This is a genomic window from Methanoregula sp. (genome assembly GCF_023227875.1).
In the GTDB taxonomy this organism is placed as follows: Archaea; Halobacteriota; Methanomicrobia; order Methanomicrobiales; family Methanospirillaceae; genus Methanoregula.
In genome coordinates this window covers 173,835-192,253 of sequence record NZ_JALOCH010000005.1, presented here as the reverse complement: position 1 = coordinate 192,253, position 18,419 = coordinate 173,835, and the positions used below count along the sequence as shown (strand labels likewise).

Annotated in this window: 19 protein-coding genes; 10 read left to right on the top strand and 9 right to left on the bottom strand. The window is 56.2% G+C overall.

The genetic code is table 11. The annotated features are described in order from the left end of the window. Positions 1-2: 2 nt before the first annotated feature. The 9 genes from mcrC to M0R30_RS07235 form a co-directional block, all read right to left on the bottom strand. Positions 3-638, bottom strand: a complete 636-nt coding sequence (gene mcrC, locus M0R30_RS07275; protein ID WP_292545352.1) for a methyl-coenzyme M reductase I operon protein C — start codon at positions 636-638, stop codon at positions 3-5. A 2-nt stretch (positions 639-640) separates the two neighbouring features. Continuing rightward, positions 641-1,111, bottom strand: a complete 471-nt coding sequence (mcrD, locus tag M0R30_RS07270) for a methyl-coenzyme M reductase operon protein D (RefSeq protein WP_292545349.1) — start codon at positions 1,109-1,111, stop codon at positions 641-643. Between the two features lie 17 nt (positions 1,112-1,128). Further along, the gene (gene mcrB, locus M0R30_RS07265; protein WP_292545347.1) at positions 1,129-2,442 is read right to left on the bottom strand and encodes a coenzyme-B sulfoethylthiotransferase subunit beta; all 1,314 of its coding nucleotides are present in this window, start codon (positions 2,440-2,442) and stop codon (positions 1,129-1,131) included. 412 nt (positions 2,443-2,854) lie between these two features. Beyond that, positions 2,855-3,313 (bottom strand): hydrogenase iron-sulfur subunit, encoded by a 459-nt coding sequence (locus M0R30_RS07260; protein ID WP_292545344.1) that lies wholly within the window; start codon positions 3,311-3,313, stop codon positions 2,855-2,857. After that, on the bottom strand, positions 3,313-5,487 hold the full coding sequence (locus M0R30_RS07255) for a CoB--CoM heterodisulfide reductase iron-sulfur subunit A family protein (RefSeq protein WP_292545341.1): 2,175 nt from the start codon (positions 5,485-5,487) through the stop codon (positions 3,313-3,315). Before M0R30_RS07255 ends, M0R30_RS07260 begins: the two co-directional genes overlap by 1 nt. 10 nt (positions 5,488-5,497) lie before the next feature. Then, positions 5,498-6,421 (bottom strand): CoB--CoM heterodisulfide reductase subunit B, encoded by a 924-nt coding sequence (hdrB, locus tag M0R30_RS07250; RefSeq protein WP_292545338.1) that lies wholly within the window; start codon positions 6,419-6,421, stop codon positions 5,498-5,500. Positions 6,422-6,424: 3 nt separating this feature from the next. Beyond that, the gene (gene hdrC, locus M0R30_RS07245; protein ID WP_292545336.1) at positions 6,425-7,006 is read right to left on the bottom strand and encodes a CoB--CoM heterodisulfide reductase subunit C; all 582 of its coding nucleotides are present in this window, start codon (positions 7,004-7,006) and stop codon (positions 6,425-6,427) included. A gap of 5 nt (positions 7,007-7,011) precedes the next feature. Further along, entirely contained in the window at positions 7,012-8,184 is a 1,173-nt protein-coding gene (locus M0R30_RS07240) for a 4Fe-4S binding protein (RefSeq protein WP_292545333.1), read from the bottom strand. Between the two features lie 22 nt (positions 8,185-8,206). Next, positions 8,207-8,473 carry a 4Fe-4S dicluster domain-containing protein gene (locus M0R30_RS07235; RefSeq protein ID WP_292545331.1) on the bottom strand — a complete coding sequence of 89 codons (267 nt, stop codon included), beginning with the start codon at positions 8,471-8,473 and terminating at the stop codon, positions 8,207-8,209. A 354-nt stretch (positions 8,474-8,827) separates the two neighbouring features. Between M0R30_RS07235 and fhcD the strand changes: the two genes are divergently transcribed. The 10 genes from fhcD (at position 8,828) to M0R30_RS07185 (ending at position 18,408) form a co-directional block, all read left to right on the top strand. Then, a complete protein-coding gene (gene fhcD, locus M0R30_RS07230) occupies positions 8,828-9,712 on the top strand; it encodes a formylmethanofuran--tetrahydromethanopterin N-formyltransferase (protein WP_292545328.1) in 885 nt (294 codons plus the stop codon). A gap of 93 nt (positions 9,713-9,805) precedes the next feature. Beyond that, positions 9,806-10,762: a tRNA(Ile2) 2-agmatinylcytidine synthetase gene (locus M0R30_RS07225; protein ID WP_292545324.1), complete on the top strand. Its 957-nt coding sequence runs from the start codon at positions 9,806-9,808 to the stop codon at positions 10,760-10,762. Further along, entirely contained in the window at positions 10,746-11,642 is an 897-nt protein-coding gene (gene mmp11 / locus M0R30_RS07220; RefSeq protein WP_292545320.1) for a methanogenesis marker protein 11, read from the top strand. The genes M0R30_RS07225 and mmp11 overlap by 17 nt, the downstream gene beginning before the upstream one ends. Beyond that, positions 11,624-12,592: a radical SAM protein gene (locus M0R30_RS07215; RefSeq protein ID WP_292545317.1), complete on the top strand. Its 969-nt coding sequence runs from the start codon at positions 11,624-11,626 to the stop codon at positions 12,590-12,592. Before mmp11 ends, M0R30_RS07215 begins: the two co-directional genes overlap by 19 nt. Further along, positions 12,589-13,860 carry a thiamine pyrophosphate-dependent enzyme gene (locus M0R30_RS07210; protein WP_292545315.1) on the top strand — a complete coding sequence of 424 codons (1,272 nt, stop codon included), beginning with the start codon at positions 12,589-12,591 and terminating at the stop codon, positions 13,858-13,860. Before M0R30_RS07215 ends, M0R30_RS07210 begins: the two co-directional genes overlap by 4 nt. Next, on the top strand, positions 13,841-14,968 hold the full coding sequence (locus M0R30_RS07205) for a homocitrate synthase family protein (protein WP_292545313.1): 1,128 nt from the start codon (positions 13,841-13,843) through the stop codon (positions 14,966-14,968). Before M0R30_RS07210 ends, M0R30_RS07205 begins: the two co-directional genes overlap by 20 nt. Beyond that, positions 14,965-16,176 carry an aconitase/3-isopropylmalate dehydratase large subunit family protein gene (locus tag M0R30_RS07200; protein ID WP_292545310.1) on the top strand — a complete coding sequence of 404 codons (1,212 nt, stop codon included), beginning with the start codon at positions 14,965-14,967 and terminating at the stop codon, positions 16,174-16,176. The genes M0R30_RS07205 and M0R30_RS07200 overlap by 4 nt, the downstream gene beginning before the upstream one ends. After that, entirely contained in the window at positions 16,176-16,646 is a 471-nt protein-coding gene (locus M0R30_RS07195; protein ID WP_292545308.1) for a 3-isopropylmalate dehydratase, read from the top strand. Before M0R30_RS07200 ends, M0R30_RS07195 begins: the two co-directional genes overlap by 1 nt. Further along, positions 16,643-17,443, top strand: a complete 801-nt coding sequence (locus tag M0R30_RS07190; protein WP_292545305.1) for a hypothetical protein — start codon at positions 16,643-16,645, stop codon at positions 17,441-17,443. The genes M0R30_RS07195 and M0R30_RS07190 overlap by 4 nt, the downstream gene beginning before the upstream one ends. Then, positions 17,440-18,408: an isocitrate/isopropylmalate dehydrogenase family protein gene (locus tag M0R30_RS07185; RefSeq protein WP_292545302.1), complete on the top strand. Its 969-nt coding sequence runs from the start codon at positions 17,440-17,442 to the stop codon at positions 18,406-18,408. Before M0R30_RS07190 ends, M0R30_RS07185 begins: the two co-directional genes overlap by 4 nt. Positions 18,409-18,419 lie beyond the last annotated feature (11 nt).

Genomic DNA, 18,419 nt, shown 5'->3' with positions numbered 1-18,419 from the left:
TATCACTCCAATGATTGCTTCTTTTTCACGATTTTCATTACTGACGAAATGACTTCCGCCATCTTCTCACGCGTGGGGGTCTGACCCCGGGTCACGCCGCTTACAATCGACATGACCGTACCTTTGGTACGAATCTTGTCCTGAGGCGGCATCACGACCGACGTCTTCACGCCCTCCTTTGCGAGATCCTCATAATCTACCGGGGACTGGGAAACCACGACTGCCTTCACATCACAGGCCTGAAGGATAAATCGGACCTTGTGCACCACGTGGGAACGTACGTTCCCGTGGTGGAGGATGGCAACCTTGTGTTTCTCTATCTGCGCGATCTCTTTTTGAGTAAGCCCAAAATAAGCGCCGAGGACTGCACCGCCAATTTTCGGTGCATCCGGCGGTACGCCACTTCCGGCATTCAGTACCAGCGTGCTGATACTGTATTCAACGCCCTGTTGCCTGAGGCCTGAGGTGATATCGCACACCGGCTTGGTCACGTGGCGGCGTCCGGGAGACATCCCGACCACTATGACATCCGGGTACCGGCATTCGGAGATGGTGCCTCTCTGGGCAATCCCGCCTCCTTTACCCATGCCCATCGCCTCGCGGCAGTCAACAACCTGGGTTACTCGTCCAATCGGCATGATTATTTTATTCCCTGGAGAATTATCGGCTTGGACTTGCTGCTTGGATCAGATAGTCCCAGCATTTCTTTGTCCGCATTCGGGCCGTACTTACAATAATCTACAAGTGACGGTTCGGTCTTCATGTATCGCCCCTCCTGGATATAGAAGGTGAAATCAGGGAAAACCGGTTCGATTGCAGCCTTCAGTGCGGGTATGACATCGCGGCTCTCAATCTCGAGCAGAACGGTGCCTACATGAACCTGGAGAGGTATCTCCTGGTCTCCGACACGGATCGTCTTCCTCATGGGGTGAGGATTATCGATCCCTTTGGAGGGTCCGTACGGTACCGTGAGTGGCAGGCGGGGTCCGTTCAGGACCATACGCCGTACTCCGGCAACGCTGACGACCTTGTTCAACAGGCGTTCTGTTGTATCAGGGTTGAGCAGCCGCTCCGTGACAATCCTGCACTGGGGGAACGTGGCTTCTGTCATTCGTATCCTTGATGGGCTTAAATGCCCTTTGCAATTGCCTGGATCGGCTTCTTGAACGACTCAAGCTGGCCGAAGGTGTCCTGGTAGATCTTCGAGGTGTGTTCGGGTCCGAACATCTGGGTACCCGCGTCGAGTGCACAGGCTGCAACGATACAGGGCATACCGATACCGGCTGCGTGCCTGGTTACGACGTGGTTACCGTTGAAGACACCGGGGCCGCCGCCACCGTAGATTGAGTGGCTGAAGAACGAGAAACCAACTGCGACACCCATTGCACGACCGAAGTCTGCGCCGGGGAGGCCGGTCTCGTGCTCGAGCAGGTCGTTGAAGTAGAGCAGGGTTGCTGAGACTGCCTGGGCGAAACGTCCGGCACCGCAGTTGACCATGGTTGCTGCAAGGGTACCTGCTGATGCGTAGGCGTTCCAGAGCATGGGGTCCTTGGTCTCGTAGAAGATGAAGCCGCTCTTGCCCTTCTTGCCTGCCTTGATAACCTTGTCCTCAATGGCACGCTCGACGAGGCTCTGCACGACAGTACCGATGGTACCGGTCTTGCCGTTCTTCTTGACGAGGTCGTAGACGATGTTGTTTGCGTTGAGTCCCTGGTATGCGTAGAGAAGGAGCTGTGCCCGCTCGAACGGACCGACTGCGTTACCCATCTCAAACATACCTGCCTGCTCGAAGGTTGCTGAAAGTGCTGCACCCTGGACTGCATTCCGGTGGGTCATCATGACCGCGTGGTTGGCCGGAACGTTACGGAGTGCGTAGCCGAGACCTTCGTTGTTCTGCGGGATGGACAGAATTGAGACGACATTGCCGCCCTGCATGTCCATGGTCTGCGGGTAGGTACCCCAGACAGCTGCCTTAACGTAGGACCCGTCGAACATGCCGACCTTGTACTGGTCAACCAGTGCATAGGTGGTGGCTGCTGCGACTACGGTTGATGCGACATCGTAGGTTGCTGCCGCGTTCATACGGGCAGACGGGATCTCGACAAGGATCATCTTGCCGCCGCCAACCTTGGTGATCTTGGTGTCGTCACCGGGGGCGACCTGGACCATGTCCTTGATCTTGGCTGTGAGTGAGTCACAGTCCTTGACACAGCTGCAGCTCATGCTGCGGCCGAGGATCTGGTTGGACTTGCCGCCGACCTTTCCGGTCTTGAGTGCGTCCTCGATGCCGGCGAAGTTGACTGCTACAGTCCTCTTGGTGAGGTCGATAACATTCAGTGCGCCCTTGTTGACAACCGGGCTGATCCTGTCGATGGTGACATTGCTCTTTAAGAGCTTGCCCTCATCGTCATAGAGATCGATTGAGTCTTTGTATTTTGCCATTTGAATTCCTCCAAATTGTAGTTTAATCGCGGTACAATACTGTCGCTGAACGAGAGCGTGTACTCTTGAGGTACACGAGTAATGAGTGAAAGTCGCTATTGCACGTCCCCTAAGATGGGACATTCAATAATTCCAGATTTCGCCATATAAGTATTCCGATTCTATCTCGGAAAAAATTTTTATATTATATGGTGAATCAAAATAAACAAAGGAGCAATATTCAAATACTACATATTAGTTGGGTTTCATTTTTATACGCAGTGTTAACAAAATAAAAAAAGGTACAACGGATTGTTATATTGTATATAAAAATTGCCGATTCTGGTATGCGCTGTGTATAAAAATAATGGGGTTGGGGACACGGGCCCTGATGCGTTGAGGGCGTCCCATTCGACCCATGGATTTGCAGTGCTTATTTCTTGAATTCGGTGAGGGGGCTCGGGCCAAGTTCGTTGATAGTCTTGACCACGTCGGTAATAACTGCGCCCCACTTTGCACCTTCGGATGCCGAGACAAAGGTCATCCGGAAGCGGCGGTCGTCAAGGCCGATGCTCTTCATCAGGCGCTTGACCATGAACATCCGCTTTGCTGCTTTGTAGTTGCCTTCAAGGTAGTGGCAGTCACCGAAATGGCAACCGGAGACGAGCACACCATCCGCACCATCGGCGAAGGCCTTGAGTACGAAGAGTGAATCGAGACGTCCCGTGCACATGACACGGATAATCCGGACATCGGGTGGGTACTGGATACGGCCACCACCGGCAAGGTCGGCACCGGCATAGGAACACCAGTTGCAGACGATACCCTGGATCTTGGGTTGCCAGATGCCGGGGCCACGCTTTGGAATTTCGAAGTTTCCTGGTGCAGACATTACTGCTCACCTCCAAGGAGGAATGCATCGATCTGGGCAACGATCTGTGGTGTGGTGAAGTGGTTCATCCAGATTGCACCACCGGGGCAGAAGCCACCGCAGGTACCGCAGCCCTTGCACTTGGCCTCGGTGACCTCCATGACAGTGCGCCCGTTCTTTTCAACGAGTGCCAGTGCACTGTATGGGCAGAGGTTGACGCACATGCCGCAACCTGCGCACTTTTCCTCAATGCAGGTAGCGAAGTACGGCTCAAGCTCGACTTCACCCATATGGATGGGGATGCTTGCCGCTGATGCTGCGCCTTCAGCAGATGCTACTGTGTCAGGGATATCCTTGGGTCCCTGGCAGACACCTGCAAGGAAGACACCGGCAGTCGTGGTACCGCATGGGTTCAGTTTCGGGTGGGCTTCGAGAAGCCATCCATCACTTGAACAGGACACTCCGAAGAGCTTCCGGGTCCGGTTGGTATCCTCTTTGGGCTGGACTGCTGCTGCGAGAACAACCATGTCCACTTCCATGTCAATCGGGCGGTCGAGGAGAGTGTCATCGGTCATTACGTGAAGGTTCTTGGTCTTCTTGTCCTCAATGATGTTGGCGACACGGCCTCGGATAAACTTCGCTCCTTCATCCTGGATACGGTAGTAGAACTCTTCGTACATCTTACCGAACGAACGGATATCCATGTAGAAGATATACGGGATGCATCCCGGGATCTTCTCGATGATCTGGTGGGCGTGTTTCAGCGAATACATGCAGCAGAACCGCGAGCAGTAAGGCTTGCCGGTGCCGGTGTTGTCACGGGAACCTGCACAGAGCACAAAGGCAACCCGTTTCGGGGTCTCGCCATCACTCGGGCGGATAAGGTGCCCGCCGGTCGGGCCGGATGCACAGATAAGCCGCTCGAACTCGAGGCTCGTGATAACGTTCTCGAACCGCTTGTATCCCCACTCTTCTTTCTTCTCGATGGGGAAGATGTCATAGCCGGTTGCGAGAATAACCGTTCCAACCTTGACCTTGACGAACTCGTCCTTGGACTCGAGATCGATTGCACGCTTCTCGGGACCACACGCAGTAACACAGATGCCGCACTTGACACAGGAGTTGAAGTCGATAGTGTAGAGAAGGGGCACGACCTGCGGGTGGTTAATGTAGATCGCCTTCCGTGGTTTCATGCCCACTTCGAATTCGTTGGGCTTGACAACCGGGCAGGCTGTTTCACAGTCACCGCAACCATTGCAGCCGCCACCGACAATGCCACGTGCTTCTGCTTCCTTGGGGGTGATAACCCCGCGTGCCTTCTTGCGGACGGTAACATCGAAGTTGCCGATATATCCTTCTACTTCATGGACCTCGGACCAGGTCATGAGTTCGATCATGCTGGCCCTGCCAACATCCACCATCTTCGGGGTTAAGATACACTGCGAACAGTCAAGTGTCGGGAAGGTCTTATCGAGCTGGGACATGCGCCCGCCGATACTGGTATCGGCTTCGACAAGGTAGGTCTTGATCCCTGCTGCTGCAAGGTCAAGGGCTGCCTGCATACCGGCAACCCCTGCTCCGACGACCATTGCGGCCTTTTCTACGGGCACAGTCTTCGGGAAGAGGTCCTGGAGGAGTGAAGCTTTTGCTACTGCAATCCGGATCGCATCCTTTGCCTTATCTGTTGAACCTTCGCGGTCGTGCATGTGCACCCATGAGTTCTGCTCACGGATGTTTGCCATCTCGAACCGGAACGGGTTCAGGCCGGCCTCCTTTGTTGCCGTCCTGAAGGTCGGCTCATGGAGACGGGGCGAGCATGCAGAAACAACAACCCCGGTAAGGTGGTTGTCCTTGACTGCCTTGCTAATCACAGCCTGCCCGGGCATTGAGCACATGTACTTATAGTTGTCAACATAGGCTACATTCGGGAGGATTTTTGCATATTCCTCCACGGCCGGTATATCCATCGACCCGGCGATGTTGGTACCGCAGTGACAGATGAACACACCGATGCGTGCTTCACCCTGCTGGGTCGTGCTTCCGGCTGCTGCGGCTGCCGGAGCAGCTGCGGGAGCTGCCTTGGGCTTTGCGGCAGGTGCTGCCGCTTTCTTGACTTCCTGTTTCACGGGAGCTACCTTCTTGGTGTCCTCTTTCTTGGACGGGGCTTTCTTGGTGGTTGCTTTCTTTTCTGCCATTTTTACCACCTCACAGCACCTTCTGCAGGAGCGGTTCGCAGCTGATACCATGGAGGTCCAGCCCGAGTTCCTGGGGGCTCATTCCCTGTGCGAGACCGAGGAGTTCAGCGAAGTGAAGAACCGGCAGGTTGTAGGTCTTGCCGAACTTTTCCTGAATCTCGATCTGGCCGCGGTCGAACTGGAGCTGACAGAACGGGCAGATATCGGTGAGTGCGTCTACCTTCTCTTCCATCAGGTTGATCAGCTTCTCGTTCGTTATGTCCAGTGCGTGAACAATGTCGTACCCGCGGACACCGCCGCCGGCACCGCAGCACATCATCTTGTTACGGTACTCGACCGGGGTTGCGCCAATCGCTGCAACGAGTTCTTCCATCCAGGTCGGGCACTCGGTGTTGAGCATGACTTCCTTCTCGAACTCACGGTCCTTGTGGGGTTTCACCAGGTGGCAGCCGTAGTGGACTGCGATGCGTGCGCCGGTCAGGGGGTTTGTTACGCTGTCGCGGATCTTGTCAACGCCAATAAACTTGTCATTATAGAGAAGCTCCGCAGTGTGGTAGACATTAATAGTACCCTTGTACTCCATGTCGACTTCCTTGAGCACTTCGTTGACTGCATCGCGGAGGTCCTTGTTGTGCTTGAGCTTGTGGTTGACCTCCCAGATCGACTTGTAACAGCCATTGCAGACAAGGGCGATATCCATCTTCATCTGCTCGGCGAGCACGAGGTTCCGTGCTGCCATTGCATAGAAAACAGCGAGGTCGATCGAGCCGAACGCACCGGGTGCTGGGCAGCAGCTTGCTCCCTTTAAGGGGACGAGCTCCACGCCAAGTTTCTTCATCGCCTTGATGGAGGCGGACTCGACACCGGGATACCGGTTGGGGGCAATGCATCCGAGATAGAATGCGAACTTGTGGTTTATACCATTTTCAGACATGGTTTAGCCCTCCCTCTCCTTGACAATCCGGTCGGCTTCGGCCTTCAACTTGTAGTGGTCAATGATCTTCCTGATACCGGGCATATATTCCGGATACATGTGGGTGGTTGGCGGATCACGGGTCAGTCCGAGTTTCTCACGGGCTGCACGGTTGACGTCATTGTTCGGGACGCCGTGGCCTGAGGAATAGATTGCCTGAACGGTCTTTAAGAAGTTGACGGGGACAATATCCCGCTTGAATGCGAGGTTCCTCATGGACATGATGACATCCGTCGGGATGATGTCCCGCGGGCACCGGTCAGAGCAGCTGTAGCAGGTTGTACAGAGCCAGAGATCCGGGTCGGTCAATGCCTCGTTCTCAAGGCCAAGCACTGCCCTCCGCATGAACTTGCGGATACGGTACGAGCTGCGGGGTGCAGACGGGCAGGAGCCGGTGCAGGTACCACACTGGTAGCACATATGGGCGATGGTGCGTGAAATGGCCTTTACGTTCTTCGTGAACTCTGGATTCGAGTCCTCACGGAAAAATCTCTGTTCGCTGAGTTTCTTCTCCAGCGCTTCCGGGTAACCTTTTGTTCGTGCCATGATGCTCACGCCTTCTCCATCACTTTAATATTGACCTGGCCGCTGATCTCCTCTTTCACCTTCGAGGTCCTCTTGGTGAAGAGTTTTGCCTTTATCTTCTTGAACAGGTCGGTCTCCGTGCCTTTTACACGGATGCCCTTCCTCTGCATGACGATGATGTCCTCACCGGGGCAGGCATTGACACAGGCGCCACACAGGATACAGTAGTCCTTGTTCACGGCGATGGTCGGCTCGATCTCGTGTTTCATGTCGGCTGCGGCCTTGGGGGTCGGCAGGTAGATCGCGTTTGCCGGGCAGATATCTGCACAGGTTGAGCAGCCGCCGGGGCATTTCTCTGCATGGAACTCAATGTCGCCCTCAAAAATCTTCTCGACAGTAATTGCCTCGGTCGGGCAGTTCACTGCGCACCATCTGCAGGTGCAGCAGTTGTCCTGTTCAATGCTGACTTTACCGTCAATCTTGTCGGAGATGATCTCGCGTTCGACAGTGATGCACTCCTCAGGGCATGCCTCAACGCACACCTTGCAGGCGTCGCATTTGGTTTCGTCCCAGATCACATCGCCTTCAACCTTGCCGGACTCCGCAGTGAATTCCTTGTGCTTCACCACGATTGCCGGGCAGAGTGCACCACACAGGCCACAGAGCGAACACTTTTCCTTGTCCACGGTAAAGGTCGTCTTCTTTTTCATCGCGGCCGACTTGGGCTTTGCACCAGCGACGGGTCCCTTATAGGTTCCTTCGTACGCGGGGACATTGCGATCGATGGCATCCCGGGGGCATACCTCTTCACAGATGGTACACTTGACGCATTTTTCGTCGTCGATCTCCGCCTTCATGTCATACTGGGGGAAACCTTCCTTCTCGACGATCGGGAGTCTCTCCTGGCCATCCACCTTCAGTGTCAATGCATTGAACGGGCACATGATGACGCAGACGCCACAGTAAGAACACTTGGTCTCGTCCACGTCGATCGGGGCCGCGTAGTTGATTGCACCACGCCTTGATGCACCGACGAGCCCGAGGACGATTGCCTCCTCGGGACAGGCGTCGACACAAATGCCGCAGCCCGTGCAGGTCTCTGCATTGAGAATAAGGTTGTTGACGTTCTGGAGGAGCCTCTGCTCCATCACAACGTTTACCCCATCCTTCTTTTTCGAAAACTTTGGAAACAATGCCATGTATTAACCCTCACGCTGTTTCTTATTGCACACTCGCCTCTGGTTTTGCTTCCCGGAAGCCTGCAATTCTGATAACACCGTATGGGCACGCCTGGACGCAACCGCCACACCGGCGGAAGAGCTCCCCTCTGAAACCAGGGATAGCGGATTCTCCGTCCCTGACTACACAGATCCTGCCATTATTGACCGGTTCTGATGTATGAAACTCAATTGCGTCGACAGGACAAGCAACCACACAATTATTACAGCCAGTACAATGTTCCTTTGTTATGTGCACTGCAAATGCCATTTTTGACGTTCACGCACCAGCTATAGATCGATTCTAAAATCGACTAACAAAAAGTGGTAGAAGATGATAGATAAATGTTCTGAAATTTACTGGGGATGAGCCACCGTTTTATAGACGTTTTTATTATTTTTGTTTAAATACCCGCTCAACAGGTTAATGTCAAAAAACATATAGTTAAAATGATCTCGTGTACTTTTTTGAATTTTATTTCGTTTTTTCTCTGCGCTCATCTGCACTTATACATCTGCTCTCATGGATCTCTGTTCTGAATAAAGAATAAATCATGAATAAAATCAAATTAGAAAATTTATTCAGTCTCCATCAAGGTACCTTTGTAGTACCGGAGGTTATCTCATGGAAATCAACGGCGTTACTATTGACAATACCTACGCAGAGGCATTCCCGACCTGGGTATGCCGGATCATCATCACTGCGGTCACAAAGGAATGGGCAAAGAAGGCAGCAACCGAAGCAACCGGGTTTGCAACATCGGCAATCGGCTGCCCCTGCGAGGCAGGCATTGAGGGCGATGTCCCGGCAAGCGAGACCCCTGACGGGCGGCCCGGTGTGGCAATCCTGATCTGTGCGAGCAAGAAGAAACTGAAAGAACAGGTCGTCGAACGCCTTGCTGAGTGCGTCCTGACTGCACCGACCACTGCTGTCTTCAACGGCATCACCGATGCTGAAGAGAAGATCCCGGTCAAGCTCCACTTCTTTGGCGATGGCTATGAGTACCAGAAGGAAGTTGGCGGCAGGAAGTGCTGGGTCATCCCGATCATGAACGGCGAATATGTCGGAGAGGAAGAGTTCGGCATTGTCAAGGGTGTTGCCGGCGGTAACTTCTTTGTCATGGGCGAGAACCAGATGGCAGCCCTCATAGGTGCCGAGGCAGCCTCGGATGCGATCGCCAACGTTAAGGGAGTCATTACCAGCTTTCCCGGTGGGATCGTCGGCAGCGGTTCAAAGGTCGGCAGCCTGAAGTACAAGTTCATGGTTGCATCGACAAACGAGAAGTATTGCCCGACCCTCCGCGAGAAAGTAGCAGACTCGAAGATCCCCGCAGGCATCAAGGCAGTATACGAGATTGTCATTGATGGTGTCGATGAGAAGTCCGTTGCAGCAGCAATGGGAGCCGGCGTCAGGGCAGCAGCAATGGTACCCGGTGTGAAATTCATTTCAGCAGGCAACTTTGGCGGCACGCTCGGACCGTACAAGATCGAGCTCCACAAAGTACTCTAACTCTTTTTTCTGTAAAAAATTTCTTTCACTTATCGATCTCTATTTATATGGTCATTGCCGATTATTTTGTTAACGAAATTTTCGGCGATAACAATGATCACCCTTACACCCGACGAAGTAAAGAAGCGGTTCGGGCCGCTCTTCTCGCAGAAATTCCTGGTGATGGTAGATGAAAACAGTGGTCGTGCCGAGATCCTCGAGCAGTGCCGGGCACGCGGGCCCATCGAATGGGACGCGATGAACCGCAAGCGGGCCGGCGGTGCTGTTGCCGGCTGTTCTGTTGAAGGGACGTCCATGGTGATCCGCGCGAAACTGGGTTCGTATCCGGTCAACTTCGGTGCCGCTGCCGGCGATATCGGGGGTCAGGCCCTGGAATCGGTCGAGGTTGCCGGTGACGAGGTGATCACCACGTGGGCCGGCATTGCTGGTGCAGGTGTCGGTGTTGCAGCATGCCTCCCCCAGGCACCCGGTGTGATCCGGGCCGAATATCCCAGCGAGGAAGATCTCAATGTCGGGGGAGCACGCACCAACCACGTCAGAATTGTCTCGCCCCGGTACGAGAAGGTCTGCATCGGTGTCGATGACACGGATACCAAAACTGAAGGCGCAACGTGGGTGATGGCGCTGAAGTGTGCAGGAGCCTGCGACATAATGGGGGTGGAATTTTTAAACATGCGCCTCATCCAGCTCAACCCGGCTGTACCCAACAAGACCACGAACTGTGTCGGTTCCGCGCTGAACTTCGCGGTCCGGCCGGATAAGGTATCCGCTCTGCTGGACTTTGTCCGGGCATTTATTGAGAAGAACACGGTTTCCCGGGACACGGGAATTGCTTATTACAGGGGGATTGGTTTTCCGCACGACTCACCGGCGTTCGCTGCAGTGAAGACGGAGATCATGACCCTTGAAGCCGCAGAATCCGCGGCAAAGGATATGGGCATCATGTTCATCGACACCAATGGCCGGAAGGGAAGGATCGGCGCACTGGGTGCTGTGCTCTGGGGCAACCGGGGTATCGAGGCGGCAGGTCTCTATGGAGAACATCTCTGAACCGTACGTAATCCATTACCCGCATATCGTCGCGGTTGCCGATGGCTCCGGCAGCAGGGTGGAACTCATCGAGTTCTTCGATTGCATTGGCGGTGCCATGTGGTCGAAGCACCACTATGCCCAGAGCCCGCTTGTCCGGGAGGTCCGCTGCGTTGGATCGACCATGCGGTATTCCCTGGCAACAGGAACGGTTGACCTCGCGCTGGAAGGATCCAGGTTCCCGGCCGGAATATCGGCCTGCACCGTTGAAGGTTCGGAGATTTCCGTAACCTACATTGGAATGGGCGGTGGCGGCGTTGGTGCGGCAGCCTGCCGGTCTGATGCTGCGGGTATCCTGCGGAGCAGGAGCGATCCGGCTGGGGGCGGGAAAGTGGCCAGTGCCACCATCTGGCTCCCTAAAATGCAGCGGGTCCTGATAGGCGTTGATGATACGGACACTCCGGAAGAGGGGGCGACATGGACGCTTGTCCATAACATTGCCCGGGCTGTCGAGGATGAACACTCCGTCTACCTTTCACACACGATCGTCCAGCTCTTCCCGGTGCCATACCGTACCAAGAACTGTGTCGGGCTTGTCGCGGAGTTTGCGACAAATAATCCAGATGGGCTGGTCTCGCGTTTCCACCAGTTGCTGGAAAAGTACACGTTATCGGAGAAGACCGGCATGGCAGTCTATACCGGCTTTACCCCTTCGGAAGAACTGCTTGCGTACGGGCGCAAGGTTAAACGGGGCGAAGTTGAGAGCAGCCTGCTGGAATCGATCCGCGATCCGGATTTACGAATCGTTATGAATGGCAGGGGAATTGTCGGGGCGGTTGCCGCGATCCCCTTCTTTACGAAATACGAGGAGGCGCTTGAACTGTGCAGTGGAAAGAGCTGAAAGCCCGGCTGCTGGCCACCGGAACAGTCAACCTTGCCGGTGAACCGGCAGAGCAGTTCATCGCCCGTTCTGCGGCAGGGCCTGGTGCAGGGGGTGGCGGGGCGGTCTTCTTTGCCATGGGGAGCCATCGTGTCAAACTCGCGCTCGACCCGTTAAGCCCGGTCGAGGTTGTCCACCGGGGGAATGGCACCGCAGACCTCTACTTTAACGGGACACTCATTTCCGGCAGGCTGCTGGAACCCGGGTTCCACTGTCCCGACCAGGCGTTCATCACGGTCACGGGGAGTTGTATATTCAGGTGCCGGTACTGTTCTGTACCGAAGATCGGCGGAAGGCGCAAATCGATCGAAGAAATTATGCGGATGGTGGAATCGGTCCGGCACCGTATCCATGCGATCTCGATCACCAGCGGCGTCCTGGAAAGCATTGTTGAGGAAGAGGCCTATGTCCTTGAAGTGGTGAAACACCTTGCGTTCTTCGGTCTTCCCATGGGGGTCTCCATTTACCCAACGGAAAAGACGCCGGAACTCCTGAAGGGATTGGGTGTTGCCGAAGTAAAATTCAATCTTGAAGCCGCAACACCGGAACTATTTGCGAAGATGTGCCCGGGGTTGGATTACGACCTTATCTGGGAGGTGCTTGACCAGTCAGTCGTACTCTTCGGCAAGAACCGCGTCTTCTCAAATGTGATTATCGGCATTGGGGAGACGGATGCGGAGCTGGAAGCCTGCATCCGGGAGCTGACCTCCCACGGCGTGATCCCAGTCCTGCGTCCACTCAACCCGGTTGCCGAACTTGTCGGAACACCCCGGCCGACCGCTGAGCGGCTGAAGAAATTCTTTGTGATCCATGAACAGGCTCTTAAGGATGCAGGACTCGATGCCCGTCTTGCACAGACCATGTGCACGAACTGTGCCGGCTGCGACCTTGTACCCGGGAGGGACGAATGAAGGGTATTGACGTAATAACTGAAGCACTGCTGGCCTGTACCGACCGGCAGTATACCGTACCGGGAATCCCGATCACGGATCTTGGTGCTCGCGTGAACGCGGAGATGGTAGTGAACGAGAAGACCGCCCTGGAATATGCACTCGGCGATTCGCTCGAAGGCCGGCGGGCTGCGGTGATCATCAAGAATGTTGGTGTTAATGCCTGCGCCGATCCCCTCCTGCAGGCAACGGCACAGGGCCTGATCGGCGGTGTTGTGCTGGTGGCCGGCGACGATCCGGATGCGATAGGATCCCAGACATCCCAGGACTCCCGATATTATGGGGAGCTTGCGGAACTGCCGGTTATTGAACCCGGTGCTGAATCCTGTTACGCCGGTGTTGTGGCGGCGCTGGAAGCCTCTGAGCAGTTCTCCCGTGTTGCCATGCTCCGTATCACGCCGACCCTGCTGGAGGCAGAAGCGGAGTATATTCCCGTGAAGCCAAGGGAGGGGAAGGGACGGCTCTCGGAACGGAGCTGGACCCAGAACGGGCGGGTGACTGCGGCAGAGGAGATCTACCGAACCATGTTTGCATGGTCATCGGAATCGCCCCTGAACCGCTGGAATGGGGAATCCGCCGGTGCCGGTCCATGCCCGGGGAAGACCCGGATCGTGACGGTGAACCCTCCGTCCTCCCAGACTGCGGGCATCCGGGACGTCCATGAGTACGGCAGGACATTTATCCGCGATCACCGCGGGATACAGCCCCCGAAACCGCAGAAGCGCCCCCAGTCTCTTGAAGACCGGGGCTACTACAAGACGTTCTGCAGTCACTGCCCGTTTAAAGCGATGATGGACATCTTAAAAGAGCGGGACACGACCATGATCTGCGATGCGGGGTGCTCTGTGCTTGGCATGACAAGGCCGTACGAGCTCGGGATTGCCAGTTACGGCATGGGTGCCAGCATCGCTGTCGCCGCACGGAGTACAAAGGTCGCCCTGATCGGGGATTATGCGTTCCTCCATTCCGGACTGAACGCTCTCATCGACGTTTACGAGAAGCGGCTCCCGATGCTCTGTATCGTGATGACCAATAACTGTACGGCAATGACCGGTAAACAGCCGGCATACAACCCGCTCCCATACCTGCAATGGGCGGAGCCGGTGAGCTGCCGTGCCGAGGATGTAACGATACTTGAACGCGAGCTCGTGGTAACGGACAGGCCACGAACCCTCGTTGTTTCCGGGACCTGTCCTGAAGGGTGCAGCCATGAACTCGTTGAATATTGAGATCTGCGACGTGACCTTAAGGGACGGGGAGCAGACGCCGGGCGTCTCGTTCTCCTGCAGGGAGAAAGTGGAGATTGCGACCATGCTGGATGAGATCGGCATCGAGATGATCGAGGCCGGTTTTCCTGCAGTATCGGAGAACGAGAAGCACTGCGTGAAGACGATCGCAAATCTCGGGCTTGACGCCCGGATCAGCGGCTTCTGCCGGGCAAAAAAACCTGATATCCAGACTGCGATCGATTGCGGTGTCGATATAGTGAGCATCTTTATCCCGACCTCCGAGCTCCATGTCCGGCTCAAGTTCAAAAAGCCCCGCGGGCAGGTGCTCGAAGATTCACTGGAGATGATCGACTTTGCCCGGGACCACGGCATGCAGGTCCGGTTCGCAGCCGAGGATGCATCACGGACCGACCTGCCGTTCTTAAAAGAGGTGTACCAGCAGGCGGCAGAGCACGGGGCGGTCCTCCTCAGTTATGCCGATACCGTGGGCTGTCTCATCCCTTCCGAGATGAGCCAGATCATGGCAGAGCTCGTCTCCTCGGTTGACCGCCCGTTCTGCGCCCACTGCCATAATGACATGGGCTGTGCCGTGGCCAACACACTTACCGCGGCAGAAGCCGGTGCGTTCCAGCTCCATACCACGGTGAACGGGATTGGCGAGCGGGCAGGGAACGCCTCCCTTGAGGAACTGCTCGTTGCCCTGCGGATGAAGAAGGGTATTGACCGGTATGACCTCTCAAAACTGACAGAACTCTCGCACCTTGTGGAGAAATATTCGGGTGTCCCCCTCCCCCGCAACAAGCCGGTCACCGGTGAACTCGCCTTCTCGCACGAGAGCGGCATCCACATTGCAGCAATCCTTGAAGATCCCTCGACCTATGAATTCTTCCCGCCGGACCTTGTCGGAGGCGAGCGCCACTTCATCCTTGGCAAGCATACCGGGAAGAAGGCGCTCGAGCACGTGGTCGCTTCCCTCGGCTGCGAGCTCTCGGAGACGCAGATCTGCGCCGTTCTCGACCTGGTCAAGGACCACTCCGAGCACAAGTGCAACATCACTCCTGAAGTGTTGCGAAAACTGATTAAAAAGGTCAAGGAGTCCCCCGCATGAGCACTCTCTCTGAACGGATCCTGAACGCGCCCTCCGGTGAATACGTGGACCGGAAGGTTGATCGCGCCTTTGCCTGTGATGGCACGGGCATGCTGGCACTGGAAGCCTGGAAGAACATGGGCGCCAGCCATCTTGCCGGCGAAACCGAGTTCTCCATTTTCTTCGATCATATCGCCCCGGCCAATAATACCACTGCTGCGACCCTCCAGCATGAACTCCGGGAATTTGCAAAGAGCTCGTTCATGAACCTCTCCGATGTCGGTGGAGGCATCTGCCACCAGCTGATGGGCGAAGGCGTAGTCCTTCCCGGTGAGATCGTGATCGGTGCCGACTCGCACAGCGTCACACTCGGTGCCTTCGGGACATTTGCCACCGGCGTCGGGGCAACCGACATGGCCGCGATCTGGCTTACCGGTGAGACCTGGCTCCGCGTCCCGGAGTCGATCGGTATCCATCTCGAAGGCCGGTTTTCCGGCGCAGCGGAAGCCAAGGACCTTGCCTTGGCATATGTCGGTGAACTGGGGACCGACGGGGCAACGTACCAGGCGCTCGAGTTTATCGGTGACGGGGTAAAGGACCTCTCGATCGATGAACGCATGGTTCTCTCCAACCTGTCAATAGAAACCGGTGCAAAAGCCGGGTTGTTCTATGCCGACGATATTACGGTACGCTATCTCCGGGAACGGGGACATACCGTGAAACCGCAGCTCCCCGAATCCTGTTCCTATTCAAGGGATATTGAGTTCGATCTCTCCGATATCGTTCCACTTGTCGCAGTCCCGCACCGCGTTGACACGGTAAAACCGGTTGACGAACTTGCAGGGCTGCCCCTCGACCAGGTCTTTATCGGGACCTGTACCAACGGGAGATACTCAGATCTCGCACGGCTTGCCCGTATTGTGAAGGGGAAGAAAGTGGCTGTACGGACCATCGTTGTTCCGGCATCCGCCGCGGTCCTTATGCAGGCGATACGGACGGGGGTGCTATCAGACATTGTCGAAGCAGGGTGTACTGTCGGGACCCCCGGCTGCGGCCCCTGCCTTGGTGCCCATATGGGTGTGCTTGGCGAGGAAGAGGTCTGCCTCTCGACCGCCAACCGGAATTTCAAGAACCGCATGGGTGTCGGCGGAGAGATCTACCTCTCGTCCGTTGCTACGGCGGCTGCAAGTGCACTGGAAGGGGAGATCACCCCGCCTGAGGTGGCCTGATGAAAGCTGAGGGGCGTGTGGTATGCCTGCCTGCCGACATCGACACGGATGTCGTGATCGCCGGAAGGTATCTCCGGACCAAGGACCGGACCATCTGGGCATCCCATGTATTCGAGGACCTTGACCCTGGCCTTTCACACCGTCTCAAGGGGGCGATTATCGTTGCCGGAAAGAACTTTGGCTGCGGGTCTTCCCGGGAGCAGGCCGCGATCGCGATCAAGGAAGCCGGTGTTGTCGCGGTTATCGCCCCGACGTTTGCCCGGATCTTCTTCCGGAACGCGATCAACGTCGGCCTGCCGCTCATCGAGGCAGACCTTGATTGCACTGATGGAAACCTGATTAAGTTCAACCTTTCCCAGGGTACTGTCGAGGTATCGGGAAAACGGCACAAAGTGCGGACGCTTTCCCCCCGGATGCAGGAGATCCTGGGTGCGGGAGGGCTTGTGGAGTACTGGAGAAAACACCGATGATCTTTCCGGAGCACTGCAAATACGTGGGGCATGCCTCGACGAAGCCGTGTGGTGACAAGGTCTATTTCCTGAGCCGGTATCTCCTCCGGGATACCGATTGTGGTCCCGAACTGCTGGAGGTTACCCTTGATCCTGCGGGAAAAGGCATGATGCGGGAGATCGTCTCGTCCCGCGTGCTTGCACCCCCGGAACAAGTCTTTTATTACCCGGACCGGGTGCAGATCCATGACCGGGCGCGGCTTGTCCGCCTTGCGGGTGAGAGCGGGTACCGCTGCACGGTCTTCACGAGCCTTGAAGAGAACCGGACATTTGTCCTTGATCCTGACCTGTCAGGTTTTCTTACCGTCCATGTCTATGATGTGACCCCCCCGCGGCCGACTCTTTCGGCCAGCCTTCGGGACCTTGAAGCAGACGGGCTCTTTGGCGAACTGAATGTTCAGTTTGTCCACCATATCCGGGATATTTCCACTGTCACAGCAGAGGTATATCCCTGCCGGGCTGCCGGGTATACCCGCACGCTGGATGCCGATCCCATGCATGGTGGTGAACATGTTGCCGGTTGTCTCACCGGTTCCCAGTTCTATACCGAGAGCTATGGAAAGGACTTCACGCTCGAAAATATCTGTCCCCTTGGACAGGTACAGGAAGAGCCGTTCATTGCCCGGTGCTGCCGGGCCGAGCGGGAGGGGATCGGTACCTGGAACGGGATGTCCGGTGTGGTCGTCCACTGGGGTGCCAGCCCGGCAATGGTTGCCCGGTCGGTGAACGAGCTGGTCGCACGCTGGAGGGCGAGATGACGAAGATCGCGGTTGTCGAAGGCGACGGGATCGGGCACGAGGTCATCCCGGTCGCCCGGCGTATCCTCGAGATCCTCCACCCGGAGTTCGAATACTTCACGGTCGAAGTGGGATATGGGATGTGGGAACGGACCGGCTGCCCATGTGCAGACCGGGAGATCGCCGATCTCAAGACTGCCGATGCAGTCCTCTTCGGCGCGATTACGACTCCGCCCATGAAGGACTACCAGAGCGTAGTCCTGCGTATACGGAAGGCGCTCGATCTCTACGCAAACCTGCGCCCCGTGAAAGGTGAGGGGTTCGACATTATGATCGTGCGGGAGAACACGGAAGGGCTCTACTCCGGGATCGAGGAGATCGGCCCTGACCGGGCGACCACCCTCCGCGTGGTGTCCCGTACTGGCAGCGAGAGGATCGCCCGTTCCGCGATCCGGCTTGTGCAGCAGCGTCACGGTCACCTGACCATCGGGCACAAGGCGAACGTGCTCAAGTCCGACGTCCTTTTCCGTGACATCTGCACAACCGAGGCCAAGGCTGCGGGGGTGCCCTTCAACGATAAGTTTATCGATGCCCTCGCCCTCGATATTCTCCAGCACCCGGTGGCATACGACGTCGTTGTTACCACCAACATCTTCGGTGATATCATCTCCGATGTTTCGTCATATCTTGTCGGTGGCCTGGGTCTTGTGCCGAGCGCAAATATTGGCGACCGGTATGCCCTCTTTGAACCGGTCCACGGGAGCGCCCCGGATATAGCCGGGAAAAATATTGCCAACCCCATTGCTGCGATCAGGAGTGCGGCGATGCTCCTTGATTATCTCGGGGACCGGGCGGGGGCTGGTCGCGTGGAATCCGCGATCGGCCGGATGCTTGCGCAGGGGATCCGTACCCGTGACCTTGGCGGAGCCGCCGGGACCCGGGAGTTCGGGGATGCGGTGGCCAGGGAGATCTGCCGGGAACCTTAAGATACGATCGT